The sequence below is a fragment of the Cohnella sp. 56 genome (assembly GCF_037963805.1).
GTDB lineage: Bacteria > Bacillota > Bacilli > Paenibacillales > Paenibacillaceae > Cohnella.
Genome location: NZ_JAZDQE010000003.1, coordinates 514,230 through 528,041 on the forward strand (window position 1 = coordinate 514,230; position 13,812 = coordinate 528,041).

Consider the following 13,812-nt stretch of genomic DNA (forward strand, 5'->3'; position numbering starts at 1 on the left):
ATGAGCCTCGAAGATATTGCCAAGGTTACGCAGGAGACATACCAGGATTATGACAAGATTAAGGGCTTCGATGATGTCGGTCATTTCCTTAAGTCCTATGTGGTCAGCGGCGCTGTCGCGAGCAAGAACGTCTATCGAAACAACGTTGTCGACGTGACGGGGGCTATTGCGGTCATCGGCGGCAGCGTGATGAAGCGCGACGGCACAGCATTCATGACGGCCACGCCGAACACGACGTATTATCTGGACTTCAAGGCATCGGGCGATTTCTCTTGGCTGACGTCGCATGCACCGGGGGCGGCGGGTACCGACTATATCACCTTGGCCGAGGTGACGACCGACGCGAACGGGAACGTGAGCACGATCATTGACAAGGCCGATCCGCGCGGCGGCTTCCGGCTTAGCGATACATTTGGCCTGGAAGGCTACGCGACTAGTGCGCAGTTGGCGGATATTGCGATAAACGTAAAAAGCCCACCAGCACCATTGATCGGGGCAAAGGGCGATGACGTCACGAACGATACTGCTGCAATTCATGCTATTATCAGTTACGCCAGGGCGAATGGGAAAAACGTCATTCTCTTTCCGGCCGGAAAATATCGTGTGAATCTGGTCGTCTCAGGGCTGGGGTTAATTATCCAAGGACGCGGAGTGACGGGTCTTAACGGGGAATATAACGGTTCTGTATTACTGCCTGCGGATGCCTCTAAACCAGTGTTGCAAATAGGAGACGGGACCACGCTTACAAGCGGTATTTCCGTTAATGATTTCGCAATTGATGCTCAGGGTCAGACGGGTGGAGTCAACGGAGCAAACGTCGGCTTGTACGTCTATGGCGCAGAGCATCTATCCTTCAATAATTTATATGTTGCCCGGGCCAAGCAGAAGAACATTTATATCTCCAGCTCCTCCAGTAGGAGATCATCGATCATCTACTTCAATCGCCTCGACTCCTCGTATGGTTTGGGCAGTAATTTGTATGTCGAGTGGGGGTTGACCTACACGACTGGCGTATATGTAGAAGATTTCTACTGCATGCCAAATGAATCTTTCCCAACCACATCGCACGCCATCACGCTTGATAGTGTAGATATGACGCTAAATGATGCCTATGTGGATTGTCCGAACTACGATAGCTGCGGGCTGATCCTCAAAAAAACATTCGCCAGCGGTGCCGAGCCTCAACTAAGAGGCGAAAACATTGCGCTGGATAATGTCGGCAAAGGCAAAGTGGTCGTATATGACTCATACCGCAGCTCGGTCGGTATCGGCAGATATGGATTCTTCCAAGGTGTCAATTTGATCACGAACGGCGGAGTCATCGAGTATTCAAACGGAACGAAGACTGCGATTCCTGATCCGATCACCATTCTCGGAAACGGAAACAAGGGAACGAAATTCGGATTCGTCGAAGTTAACGGAAGCATCACTATTATTAGCGCAGCCACAGGAACAGAAATCGCAACGATATCTGGTAACGGCTCGAATCTTGAAGTTATTGCTTCACAAACCGGCGCAGATATCTACATGAAGCCAGGAAACGGCGGTCGTCACCGGCACTACGGCGGGAACTACTTTGTTCCGTTGTACTACGAATACGGTTCAAATATGTTTTATCAATGGCTCGACAGCAACGGGTACTTACGGATTAAGGCTGTTACAGATCCAGTCGCACAGAAGCCTGCTGGCGAATCCGAAGGCATCCCCGTAATATCGGCTTTGACCGGAACGACAGCTCAACGTCCCGGTGCTGGCGTTAGATATGTGGGGATGATGTACTTTGACACGACACTCGGAAAGCCGATATGGCGCTCTGCTGCAGCTACATGGGTAGATGCGACCGGAACAACAGTAGGATAGGGGGGATATTATGGCGATCATTACGAACGTAACGCTGGAAAGCGGTCTAGAAGTGCAGGATTCATACGCACGCATTGAGTTGATCCAAGGCGATAAGACCAAATTAACGGTCGGACTCTTTTTCTACGTAAATCAGCAAGCGATTGAGGGAGGCAAGGACACAGTCACGCGCAAGTATTATGACTTCGTACCTGCAGACGAGGACGATTCAGTTCGGTGGGACAAACAGGCATACGAATATCTGAAGGCACTGCCAGAGTTCGCAGAGGCAGTAGACGCATAGTCGGACCATACTGCGCAGCAAAGGAGGGACGCTGAGTGACATTAACCCTTCAGCAGATCATCGCCGAAGCTGACATCCTGGCGCCGAACGGCGTCGGGACAGCTGACAAGGTGCTGATGATCAATACGATCAACGGCGACTTTTTCAACGTCGTGAAGATCCCGGCGGCCCATCGATTCGCTGGCGACGTCGCGCAGACGGACTACACGCTGCCGGCCGCCGTAAGGGAGAAGAATATCGACCTCGTTCAGATCGGGCTGCTTACCTATCGCAACCTGCAGCGCGAAGCCGTTGCACCGACGGACATTACATTCAGCTTCGACGATGCAAGCCATATCCTGACGCTTTCCCCTGCGCCCTATCAATCCGGGTTGCAGGGGATTGTTCGTTATCACCGGATTGCGACGACGACATTTACCTCTGACAACCTAACGGCTACGCCGGACGCGCCGGAGGAATATCACTGGTCGTATGTGCTTGGCCTGGCGGCGAAGCTGGCGGCAGCAGAGGACGATGCAGCGAAGGCGGCCAACTACGAAGCCGAGAAGGTTGCAGCTTGGAACACGGCCGCGCAGAACTATCAAACGGGGTGAGGGCATGAGGCTGATTCAGCAGCAGGCGCCGAGCGTGCAGGAGCTGCCCGGCGTCACGGAACCGATTCCGATTCGGGAATGGCGCGGCGTCAATACATTCGATCCGCTCTCGATAGACGACGCCTATCTCACGGACGCAGTGAACATGACGACGGCGGACTATCCAGCGCTGGCTGTGCGGCCGGGTTACACCGTCCTGGGCGGTGCGATCGGCGGTAAAGTGCTGGGCCTCGGCGTCTGGAAGGACACGGAGCTGCACGCGGTATTCGCGGACGGCACATGGCGGAAATGGACAGGCAGCGCATGGTCGACGCTTAAATCCGGGTTGCACACGACGACCGACTGGACGTTCACGAACTTTCAGGGCGGTTGGGCGGATATCAACCTGGTCGGCGTAAACGGCGTCGACGGCATGTTCCGCTATGATGGCAGCACGGTGCAACTGTTCGGCAATGCGCCTGCCGGTTCAAGCTACGTGACCACTTATCAAAACCGGTTGTGGGTGGCGTTTGGGCAGGAGATCCGGGCGAGTAAGCTCGACGAACCGGAGATCTTTGACGCCTTCGGCGGGACGGACTCGGATAGCTACGGCAAAACGATCGAGACGGCGCGGGGCGAAGATGTGATCGGGTTGTCGGCGGGATTGTCGCGGCTGACGATCGCGACGCCGAATTCATTGCTGCGGCTGAACGGTTCGCTTCCTTCCGACTTCCAGACCTTCCCCATTACCGAGGACGTAGGATTCGCGAGTAATAAGAGCGCGGTGACGCGGGACGGTGAGCTGAGCTTTATTCATCAGCTCGGCATTTACGTGTACACTGGCGGCATGCTGCCCGATAGGGCGTTCAGTGAGATCGTGAAGGGTTATCAGACCGGCATCAGCCAGAGCGCGGCAGGGACGGACGGGGATCGGCTGTATTACACGCTTCGGCCCGACGTGACGCTCGTCTATGATCCTCGTTCGGGCATCGAGGCGTGGAGCGTGTACAAGGGCTTCACGCCGACATGCTATGCGAGGATGCAAGGGCGATTGTACGCAGGTGACGCCGCAGGGCGCGTCCTGCGGCTCGAAGACGGCGCGGACGATGCGGGACAACCTATAAGCTGGCGGGCCGTCAGCAAGGCGTTTACGAGCGCTGCAATCGCGCGCCGCGCGCGCTGGCTCAAGCTGTGGGTTGTGGCTGAGATGGCGGCGGGCGCTACCATGCACGTCTACCTGTCCAAGTCGGCGGCGGGGGATGCGGATTGGGAGCTGATGCAGAGCGTGACCGGCACCGGCGCGATGGAAGCACAGCGAGTGATCATCCCGGTCGGCAAGTACGCGCTCGAGCGGATCGTCCGCGTGAAGCTGGAGGGCACTGGCTGGGTGAGAATACACGAGCTGGCGAGGCAGGTTCGGAAGCTATCTTTGTGAGGAGGGGTTGCAATGAGTCTTGCAGACTTGCCGCAGGTCAAGCGCAAACTGACCGCAGATGAATTGTCCGAAGTTCTATCGATCGTCATCCAGGAAATTGACTTCGCGTTCAACGGCAATATCGACGCACGGAATATTCGGGCAAAGTCAATCACGGCGGAGAAGATGACTGTCGAGGAACTGTCGGCGATCTCGGCAAACTTAGGCCACATTATTGCGGGCTTGATCGAGTCGGTGCAGATCTATGGGTCGTACATTGCGACGCGGAAGGATTCGTATCCGCGGGTTGAGCTGAACAGCTCAGGGGATCTCATAGCCGTTTTATTGGATGCGAATAATTCGATTAAGTTTGTTGCGGGTGCAAATATTTCTCCTAATATCGAGTTCCATAGAAATGGAAATATTGCAGCTACTTTGAAAATGCTAAATCTGGGATTAGAGCTTTCGTTAGCTAATGGAGGTTTTTTTCACGTTACTGGAGGAGAGCTATTCGTCGATGATGTGAGTAATATAACCGATGGTATTAGCACACTGGGAATGCTGTTAGCCGGGAAGGCGAGTTACAGCGATCTAGCCAGTGTATCAGCTTCTGTAAGTTCGATGGCCAGCAATTTGACCTATGACCCGACTGCGAAAAACTTGAAGCTCTGGGCAGCTAATGGGTCTTTGCTCGCTCAAGTCAATATTGCGGGTGCTTAAATTCCCGGAGATGGTATACTGGATAGTATATTCCATTTCATGGGGGAGACAGTCATGAAAAAAAGTTTTATCGTCGGTTTCTTTGCGGGTGTAATGATGACGGCTTCTGTCAGCTCATTTGCGGCTACTAGCAGCGTTGTAGGAAAAAAGGTGCAAGGTGAATTTACAGTCGTGGTAGATGGAGCTGCTCTTTCGCAGAAAGCCGTTGTCATTGACGGATCAAGTTATGCGCCTTTGCGTTCGGTAGGCGACTCAACGGGATACGATGTGTCGTTTGAGGACAAGACAGTAGCTTTTACAAAAAAAACAGAGGTGGCGAATTCCACGGTGAGCGAGAATGCAAATGAACTGACCGCAATAAATCAAGAACTCTTGGCTCTGACAATGAAACTCAAGATATATTCCGAAGAAGTTAATAGGCTTGAAACTGAAGGAAGAGCTAACCCTGACAAGCAAAAAGAAATTTCCAAACAGATAGAAGACCTAAATGTTGAATACGATCCGATTGCAAGCAAATTAAAAACTCTGCAAGCCCGTCGAGATGAACTCCAAAAGCAAATCAACCAGCGATAAGACGCCTTCGTGGGCGTCTTTTTCATTTCTAGAAGCGAGGTGCGATTATGGCCGTTAACGCCGGTTACGTGGCCAGCCAAAACAAGCGCTGGCAAGATGCCAATAAAAGCAACGATACGGATCTTATGCAGCGCCTGAAGAACGACTCGGTTCGCGCAGGGTATGAACTTAAGCCATACACGCCAACAGCAGCTGCGCTTCAAGCGGTAAAAAGCAGCCCGACATCAACTGCGTCCGCCTCCGTTGCAACGCTGCCGACAACAAGGACGGAGCAGACGCTAAGCGCGATCAACTCAGCGGCGACAGCCGAGCCGTTCAAGTTCACGCCTCCGGAAAAGTTCGAGTATGACAAGTACAAAGATCCGAACTATGCGAATGCGATCGCGAGCGCTAAAGCAAATATTGCCCAAGAACAAGCCGACACCGGGGCGAGACTCCGAGCAAACGGACAGGGAAGGTCATCCTACTCTGAGGGCGTTGCTCAGCAAGTCGCTACGAAAGGTATGGCACAGGTGGAGACGGATGTCCTGCCGAAGCTTATTGAAAATGCATATGCGCAATACGCCGATTCGGCGAATCGGGATCTCCAAGTCCAGCAAGCGAACTATGGCGTCTCGCAGGATCGTATGGCAAACCTGGCCAATGTCTACGGCTTGCAGCGCCAGCAAGATTTTGCCGATCCTCTCTCGGAAGCGCAGACGACCGGCAACTACTTATCTGGAGAAGCGCGTCAATATATCGCAGCGATTCAGAAGCTTAAGCAGCAGGCAGAGACGCCGGGTATTACAGTTGCAGAGCGAGCGGGACTGAGCCAACAGGCTGATGCTTATCGCGCTGCGCTCCAGGGATTGGGCGTCGATTCTACTCTGTTCGGATCTGGAGTGTCTCTGTCAGGAACGCAAGGCAATATCGCAAAGGCGGGAACGCCGACGCTCGTCGCACAGGGGCAGCAGTTTGAACAGGGCGTGGCGATGGCAGGACTGACGGGTCGCCTACCAGACGGTCAGCAGACGGTTCAGGAGCAGCAGCGTCTGTTTACGAACGATCTGACGCAGCAGCAATTCGATCAGGACAAGGAAATGCAGGGCTTGCAGTATGCGCTGAGCAAGCAGGTGCAGCTTGGCAATCTGGACATCAACCAAGCGCAGCTTCTTCTGCAGCAGGATGACAACGACCGGCAGTGGGCGTCGCTCGATTGGCAGATGTCGCAACCGTCGTCTTCGGCCCGTCAAGGGATGAGCGCGAACGATGTTCTGTCGAATATTAAAAGCCTTTATACCGAACCAGTATACGATCAATCGCCTGTATTACCCGGGCAGGAACGGAAAAAGTTGGGTGAGCAGTTGACGACAGACCCTGCGAAGCGTGAGCAGATGTTCCTGAACGTCGTGGACTCCGGGCTTTCTGACCTTGAGACGAACCAAGTGCTTGCCGGACTCGGCATGACCAAAGCTGAGATCGACCGATACAAGGCGAAGTACGGGGCCAGCTCGGGAAAGTAAGTAGCCCCACGGCGACAGCTAGTGGGGCCAAATTAAATAAATCTCTCGGCGGCGTATTGAGCGGGTCTGGAGACGTTTTCGCGGCGTCCGGGGCCAAGTACGGCATTGACCCGGCGTTGCTAGCCGCCATCGCAGTACATGAGACCGGAAACGGAACGTCCAATGCCGCAAAAAACAAGTACAACGTCGGCGGGATGATGGGCAAGAATGGCCTCATGTCTTTCAGCAGCTTGCAAGAGGGAATCGACAAAATGGCGAGCAACCTGAAGCGGAATTACTTCGACCAAGGATTGACGACCATAGCACAGATACAGCGTAAATACGCGCCTGTCGGAGCATCCAATGACCCATCCGGTCTCAACAACAATTGGATATCCGGCGTGTCCAAGTATTACAAAATGTTTTCGGGGGGATAAGCATGTCGGAATTCGATAACGTGCGCCGGCGGGCGCAGGGGCTGGCAGCTAGGGAATCGGTTAAGAATCGCTTGTCCGGCGTTAGCTCGCCAAGTGCGGCGCCAGTTAGCGAGTTCGATGGGATTCGTAATCGATCTGTAGCGCCGGTTTCCGTGACTGTGCCGAACGCGAATCCGATGATAGCCCCGCAGACAGTGACGCCGCTTGATTTCCTTCACGTCCAGCAGGCAACGATCGCGAAGCCTTCGTTTACCGTTTCGTCGCCATCATCGCCCATTGCTCCTTCTACTGACCCTGGTGCGCAGGAGTTGGCAGCGCGCGACGCATCACGGGCAGGTGCTCCGAAGCTGCTGCAGAAGTTCGGGCATGCGATGGACAAGTTCATGTTGACGACGAAGCCGGGCCGCTGGCTCACGGGATTTAATCGAGGTGCAGAGGAGACGCTGACAGGTGTGCAGTCCGCGTCCCCGGACGTCGGCGGCAAAGGCGCATATATCACGGGCTCGCTCGTAGGCGGCGCGGCCATTAACCCGGCAGCGCTCGAGCAATCGCTGGTCAAAGGCGGCTATGATCTGGCGGCGGGGGCGCTTTCAACGCGTCTCGGCAGCAAGGCCGTCGGTAAGCTGGGACAGGTCATCGAGGGTGCGCCGGGCGTCAGCGCCAATACGGCGCAGCGGCTTGCGACGACGGGCGCGCGAGGCGCCATCGCTGGGGCGTACCAAAATGTTGGCCTATCCGCTGCTGCTGGACATACGAGTCCGCAGGAGATTGGCGAGGCGGCTGTGCTGGGCGGTGCGCTTGGCGGAGCTGGCGACACAGCGGTGAGCGGCCTCGCTTCCGTCCTGCGTCGTTATCGCGGTTCGGCAGCTAATCCCGAGACGATCGACAAGCTGCTAGCGCTGCCGGAACCGCGGGCACGTGGGCAGGCCAATGTCGCTGAGACGCCGGATGTCATCAACGTGCCAGAGAGCGGACCGCGCGGGCTGCCAGAGCCTTCTGCCGAAGAGGCGGCACGCTGGCGGAATATCAACGAGTCGCAGGTGGAGATCTCCGCAATCGACGACGAGTTGCGCGCGCTCGAGTCCCGTTACCAGCAGGCCGTGAACGATCAGTACAAGTATCTGAAGCAGTCGATGGTCGATCGTGGAGGCGTTGAGCAGGGAGCGCTGCTTCGGAATGAAGCCGGCGACGTAACGGGACGCCTTGGCCGACAGTCGAACAACCCGGAATGGTATCAGGAATTCTACCGGACGAACGGCCGAGCGCCGAATAACAAAGAGTTGTTCGCGCTCGCGAAGCAGCACGTCGATGAGGGCTTCACGGATGGCGGGCAGCAGCTGCCGAGCTGGAGGGCAGAGAACGGCTACGACGAGACGGTCGCCGCACTGCAACAGGTAAAGGGCCAGCTGCAGCGGGCGCACGAATCGCTAACGTCTGGGAAAGTCATTCCCGAGCCGAATAATCTTCAAGAGCTGTTACGTGCTCGTGGGATGGACGATACGCCGGAAAATATCGCGCGTGTCTACAATACAAAAAACTGGTATCACGGGACCGGCACTGATAAGCTAACGGCTGAAATGCTCGACCCGTTCGTCGGTTCCCATGAATCTCTATTCGGGCAGGGCGTATACCTGACGGACAATCCTTCTATCGCGGAGGGATACGCCAACAGCCGAGGGCGTAGGTCAAAAACGCCGACTGTCTACGAGCTCAATACGAGCGTGAACCGGGTGCTCGATCTCGAAAAACCCCCATCGCCAGAGGCAGCGGACGCTTTACGAAAGTCGGTTCAATCTCTCGACTATGCATACGAAAGAGAGTTCGAGGAGGCGAACCACTTTACAAAATTACTGGACCGCGAGCTTGGGCAAGGCGCAACGACGGAACAAATCATACAAGTCATACGCGGGGAAATAGAAAGCTTTTCGCATGAGGCGGGCATTTCAACGAATTCGTTCGTCGAAGACATGCAGGAGCTGGCGATTAATCTTAAAAAGGCCGGCTATGACGGACTAACACATACCGGCGGACACCGGACAGGTAAGGACCCACATAGGGTCCTTATTTTGTTGGATCCGCAAAACTGGCATGGCACGGAGGATGGTCCGCGACAAGTATCTCGGATGGATAAATACCAACCAAAGGCCGAACCTGCGATGTCTCCGATCGTCAGCTCGCCTGCAGCAGCTCCGCAGTCGGTACCGGCACGCGCACCGGGGGTTGATCCGATCCCAGGAACAGGACGGCAATCTGCTCCGAGAGCTGCCGAACCGCGTGTTGTAAGTTCGCCTGAACATGTTAAAACACAGCCTCCAAAGGTTGACTCAGGGCCGCTCGGATTCGCGGCAGGCGGCGGAAAGAACGGGAAGTTTACCAACCCGACAGACACCCGGACGTACATCGAGACGAAGACAAGCCGGGAGCCATTCGACATTGCGGGCATGGCCGACGATTTCTACCGCAAGAACGTCGACAACTTGCAGAGGATCAATCAGCTCGATAAATACGTTGAAGAAATAATGGGCAAGCCTTTGCCCGCAGACCAGAAGGCTTATGTCCAGGCGCTTAACACGCGTGGCGCAGACGTTATCGCTAAACACATCTTAACCGAGCGGATGGTCGACGCGAAGGGGAATGCGATCGGCGAAGCGTTGAAAGATATCACGAAGCAGATCCCGCGGCGGTCATATACCAATTTCCTCGATTACTTGATCGCGCGGCATGCCGAGACACGGATGGGCCGCGGAGAGACGGTGTACGATCGCCGTGTCGGCATGACGGCAGAGATGCTGGCGGACAAGATTCGTACGTATCAGGACACCTATCCCGAGTTCGAAGGGATTGCCGATCAGCTCTACGCCTGGAACGATAAGCTCGGCCAAGCATGGCTCGTCGATACTGGCATCATCCCCGCGGATTTGTGGACTGTGTGGAAGGATGCGAATCCGTACTGGGTACCGAACAAGCGGTATTTTTCCAAACTCGAGCAGAGTGGCCGTCCTCCAGGGAAGGCACGCCGCGGCTTCGCGGGCCAAGGCAACCCGGTCAAGAGCTATTCGCCAACCGGTTCGGAGCGTCCGATCATTGACCCGATCGAGTCGATCATTGAATACGTCGACAAGTACGTGAAGACGGCCAAGCGCAACGAGGTCATGCAGACCGTAATCAAGCATTTGAACGAGGAGCCGGAAGCGCTGCAGGGCTTCGCGGAGCTCGTGCCGGAGAATCAGAACATGCACCAGTCATCGCTCAACGCGATAAACAATATGATCAAGGACGAAGGTATCGAATCGCTGCTGGAGAAGCTCGACGGGGAGTTTGAAGCTGCATACAACAAAAACCAGAAAGAGCGCGTCGCAGGCCGCGGGAACATCGTGACGGGTATGGTGGAGGGTAATCCTGTCCAGGTGCAGGTGAACGATATCCCGCTGCTTGAGGCGCTGGCAAATCTGACGCCGCAGACATCAAATGCGGTGGTCGAGGCCGCCCGCAAGGTGACGAACGCGATGAAGTTGCTCACGACCGGAGTTAACCCGGTGTTCAGCTTGACGCGAAATATCTGGCGAGACATTCCGACGGCGTACATCTTCAGCAAAACGACGAACAACCCGTTCCGCTTTGCGTGGGATCTGCTAGATGGCGTGGTCAGCACGTTTGGTAACAAGGAGCTGTATCAGCGGTATAAGGCAGTTGGGGGCGGGCACAGCAGCCCGGTGGCCGCAGATCGCAACTTGCTTTCACAGGCCAAACGCGAACTGCTCCCCCAGCAGAAAAAGGGTATGGGGTTGCTGCCGCGCGCGTATGGAGCGCTGGAGAACTTGTCCAACGTCATCGAGTCGGCGCCGCGCGTGGGCGAGTTCAAGCGAATCACGAAGGCGGGAGGCGACAGCTACGCGAGCCGGCAGGAGGGCCTGTTTCAGGCGAACGACTTGACGACGAATTTCAAGCGCAAAGGCTCGACGATCAAGGACGCGGACGCATTCCTTCCATATCTTAACGCCGCTGTACAGGGCCTCGACAAGACGGTACGGGCTTTCAAAGACAATCCAGGCGCTGTATCGGCGAAGGCGTTCCTAGCTATTACAGTGCCGACGATCGGGCTTTACGCGATCAATCACGGCAGGCAGGATTATCAGGAGTTGTCCAACTATACCAAGGACAACTTCTTTTTGATTCCGCGCGGTGACGGCCAGTTTATCAAGATTCCGCGGCCGCGTGAGCTCGGCATACCGTTCGGCGCGCTGCTCGAGCGGACGATGCGGGCATGGGCCGACGAAGATCCGGAATCTTTCCGCGACTTCGCTGACACGGTGACGACGGCTTTCGCTCCGCCGGGCATTCCTGCGAAGGAACTCGCGCACGGCGACTTCATGGGCGCGGCCATCGCGCCGGTGAGGGATACGGTGCTTGGGCCGATCGTTGACGTTGCTTCGAATGAGAACTTCGCGGGTGCTCCGATCGTCCCGCAGTATCTAGAGGGCGTTTCTCCGCGCTACCAGTTCGACGCGAATACGTCCGAGGTCGGCAAGAAGATTGGCGACGTGCTGAACGTATCCCCGAAGCAGGTCGATCATCTGATTCGATCCTATACGGGCGTGCTCGGGCAACTCGGTCTGCCGGCGACTTCCCAGGGCGCAACGGTCGGTGAGACACTGACGAAGCAGGTCACAGCCGACTCGGTGTTCAGCAACGACGCGACCGGCGACTTCTACGAGTTGAAGGATAGGCTGGGTCGGAAATATGCGGACATTAAGCTGACCGGGGACATCCCGCCTGGCTACAACGATGCGCTCCGCAAATACATCGATCAGACGGCCAGCGACATCGGGGACGTGACAAAAGCAATTCGCGCTGTCGATAAGATGCCGCTGAGCGCCGGCGAGAAGAAAGACAAGAAGCGCGAGCTGACGGAGCTTCGGAACGACACGGCCCGGCGAGCGTACATCGCGGTGCGCGATCAGATGAAGAAGTGAAGGGTTCCGCACACGCGGGGCCTTTCCTATTGGAGGTGGGCGAGTGGGAGAGACAGACGTGCAAACAGAGATCCTTCAACGACTCACTCGTGTCGAGACGAAGTTGGATATGCAGCTCGATGCGCGCGACAAGGCGGCCGAGGCGCTCCAGTCAGCTAAGGCGGCACACCATCGACAAGACGAGTCTAAACAGCGACTCGAAGAGATGGACAAGCACTACGATCACGAGATCCGGCTGCTTAATGCTCGCGTGGAGACGGAGGCGGCAGCGCTCAACGCTCGGATAGAGGCCGAAGCCCGGGCAGCGGCCGAGCGGCTCAAGGCCGAGCAGCGTGAACGCAAGACGGACCGGCATTGGCTCATCGGCATCATGTTCACGGCCGGCAGCTTGATCATCGCTGCATTCAAATTATTTTAAGGGGCGCTCATCCATGGAATGGACTGTTATCGAAAATCTTCTTGACCCGCAATTACTGATCGTGCTGACCGTCTGCTGGGTGCTCGGCTTCATGCTCAAGCGCACACCGCGCGTCCCGGACTGGTCGATCGTCTACGTTGTGACGCTCGTCGCCGTGTTGCTGGCCGTCTGGATACTCGGCCCGGGCCCGCTGCCGCTGCTGCAGGGCTTTCTGTGCGGCGCGGTCTCTGTCTATGGCTATCAGCTCGTCAAGCAGACAAAGGAGGGTGTAACCGATGGCAGCAATTAAGGGCATCGACTGTGCAACGCCGCTCACGGCCAAGACGGCCGCCGCCATTGCGGCAGCAGGCTACAAGTGGGCGGCACGGTATCTCGTGCCGATTGCCTACAAACATAAGCGTCTGACGCGCGCGGAGGCGGTCGCCATCACAGCAGCAGGCATGCAGGTCGTAAGCGTGTTCGAGACAACGGCCAGCCGGCCCCAGGGTGGCGCCACGAACGGGCAGAAGGACGGGGCGGCGGCATACCTGGAGGCGCGGGCCATCGAACAGCCGATCGGCAGTGCGATCTACTTCGCCGTCGACTACGACGCACAGCCGAAGGACTACGACTTGATCGAGGACTACCTGCGCGCGGCCGCCAAGGAGATCCCGGGCTACCAGATCGGTGTGTACGGCTCGTACGCCGTCGTCGAGGAAATGTCGCGGCGGGGAGCCTGCACGCACTTCTGGCAGACGTATGCGTGGAGTAAGGAGCGCAAGAGCAGCAAGGCCAACTTGTACCAGTACAAAAATGGCACGTCGGTCGGTGGCGTGACAGTCGACTTGAACGATTCGTACGGCGGAGAGGGTTGGTGGAATACGAAGCCTGTCGCCCCAGCGCCGCAGCCGACCGCAGCGGAGATCGTGCCGAAGGTCGTGCGCCTGGCAGACAACGCGCTGATCGCGACAGGAGAGCTGGTCGACGGCCGCATGGTCGCGCCTGTAGCCGCTGTGCTCGACGCGACAGGTGTGCGGTACAAGTGGGACAACGATACCAAAAAGCTTTATCTGCTCTGATTCATTCGCCCGGGGGCTTCGGC

General features: G+C 56.5%; 12 protein-coding genes. All 12 read left to right on the top strand.

Features of this window, described 5'->3' with window-relative positions; all coding sequences use genetic code 11:
- The 12 genes from VQ071_RS07805 to VQ071_RS07860 are packed head-to-tail and all read left to right on the top strand — an operon-like array spanning position 1 to position 13,789.
- The gene (locus VQ071_RS07805; protein WP_340513342.1) at positions 1–1,860 is read left to right on the top strand and encodes a glycosyl hydrolase family 28-related protein; all 1,860 of its coding nucleotides are present in this window, start codon (positions 1–3) and stop codon (positions 1,858–1,860) included.
- Between the two features lie 10 nt (positions 1,861–1,870).
- On the top strand, positions 1,871–2,143 hold the full coding sequence (locus tag VQ071_RS07810) for a hypothetical protein (RefSeq protein WP_340513343.1): 273 nt from the start codon (positions 1,871–1,873) through the stop codon (positions 2,141–2,143).
- A gap of 35 nt (positions 2,144–2,178) precedes the next feature.
- A complete protein-coding gene (locus VQ071_RS07815; protein ID WP_340513344.1) occupies positions 2,179–2,736 on the top strand; it encodes a phage adaptor protein in 558 nt (185 codons plus the stop codon).
- Positions 2,737–2,740: 4 nt separating this feature from the next.
- Positions 2,741–4,150 (top strand): hypothetical protein, encoded by a 1,410-nt coding sequence (locus VQ071_RS07820; protein WP_340513345.1) that lies wholly within the window; start codon positions 2,741–2,743, stop codon positions 4,148–4,150.
- A gap of 12 nt (positions 4,151–4,162) precedes the next feature.
- The gene (locus VQ071_RS07825; protein WP_340513346.1) at positions 4,163–4,849 is read left to right on the top strand and encodes a hypothetical protein; all 687 of its coding nucleotides are present in this window, start codon (positions 4,163–4,165) and stop codon (positions 4,847–4,849) included.
- Between the two features lie 54 nt (positions 4,850–4,903).
- Positions 4,904–5,422, top strand: a complete 519-nt coding sequence (locus tag VQ071_RS07830) for a hypothetical protein (protein WP_340513347.1) — start codon at positions 4,904–4,906, stop codon at positions 5,420–5,422.
- Positions 5,423–5,469: 47 nt separating this feature from the next.
- Positions 5,470–6,924, top strand: coding sequence for a hypothetical protein (locus VQ071_RS07835; protein WP_340513348.1), 1,455 nt, complete (start codon positions 5,470–5,472; stop codon positions 6,922–6,924).
- A gap of 56 nt (positions 6,925–6,980) precedes the next feature.
- Positions 6,981–7,340, top strand: coding sequence for a glucosaminidase domain-containing protein (locus VQ071_RS07840; protein ID WP_340513349.1), 360 nt, complete (start codon positions 6,981–6,983; stop codon positions 7,338–7,340).
- Positions 7,341–7,342: 2 nt separating this feature from the next.
- Entirely contained in the window at positions 7,343–12,313 is a 4,971-nt protein-coding gene (locus tag VQ071_RS07845) for an LPD38 domain-containing protein (RefSeq protein WP_340513350.1), read from the top strand.
- A 58-nt stretch (positions 12,314–12,371) separates the two neighbouring features.
- Entirely contained in the window at positions 12,372–12,731 is a 360-nt protein-coding gene (locus tag VQ071_RS07850; protein WP_340513351.1) for a hypothetical protein, read from the top strand.
- Positions 12,732–12,744: 13 nt separating this feature from the next.
- On the top strand, positions 12,745–13,020 hold the full coding sequence (locus VQ071_RS07855; protein WP_340513352.1) for a phage holin family protein: 276 nt from the start codon (positions 12,745–12,747) through the stop codon (positions 13,018–13,020).
- The gene (locus VQ071_RS07860; protein ID WP_340513353.1) at positions 13,007–13,789 is read left to right on the top strand and encodes a DUF1906 domain-containing protein; all 783 of its coding nucleotides are present in this window, start codon (positions 13,007–13,009) and stop codon (positions 13,787–13,789) included. The genes VQ071_RS07855 and VQ071_RS07860 overlap by 14 nt, the downstream gene beginning before the upstream one ends.
- Positions 13,790–13,812: the final 23 nt, after the last annotated feature.

Excerpts from the sequence above, each read along its gene's own strand:
- VQ071_RS07805 (WP_340513342.1), top strand. The coding sequence starts at position 1 with ATGAGCCTCGAAGATATTGCCAAGGTTACGCAGGAGACATACCAGGAT.
- VQ071_RS07810 (WP_340513343.1), top strand. The coding sequence starts at position 1,871 with ATGGCGATCATTACGAACGTAACGCTGGAAAGCGGTCTAGAAGTGCAG.
- VQ071_RS07820 (WP_340513345.1), top strand. The coding sequence starts at position 2,741 with ATGAGGCTGATTCAGCAGCAGGCGCCGAGCGTGCAGGAGCTGCCCGGC.
- VQ071_RS07825 (WP_340513346.1), top strand. The coding sequence starts at position 4,163 with ATGAGTCTTGCAGACTTGCCGCAGGTCAAGCGCAAACTGACCGCAGAT.
- VQ071_RS07830 (WP_340513347.1), top strand. The coding sequence starts at position 4,904 with ATGAAAAAAAGTTTTATCGTCGGTTTCTTTGCGGGTGTAATGATGACG.
- VQ071_RS07835 (WP_340513348.1), top strand. The coding sequence starts at position 5,470 with ATGGCCGTTAACGCCGGTTACGTGGCCAGCCAAAACAAGCGCTGGCAA.
- VQ071_RS07845 (WP_340513350.1), top strand. The coding sequence starts at position 7,343 with ATGTCGGAATTCGATAACGTGCGCCGGCGGGCGCAGGGGCTGGCAGCT.
- VQ071_RS07855 (WP_340513352.1), top strand. The coding sequence starts at position 12,745 with ATGGAATGGACTGTTATCGAAAATCTTCTTGACCCGCAATTACTGATC.
- VQ071_RS07860 (WP_340513353.1), top strand. The coding sequence starts at position 13,007 with ATGGCAGCAATTAAGGGCATCGACTGTGCAACGCCGCTCACGGCCAAG.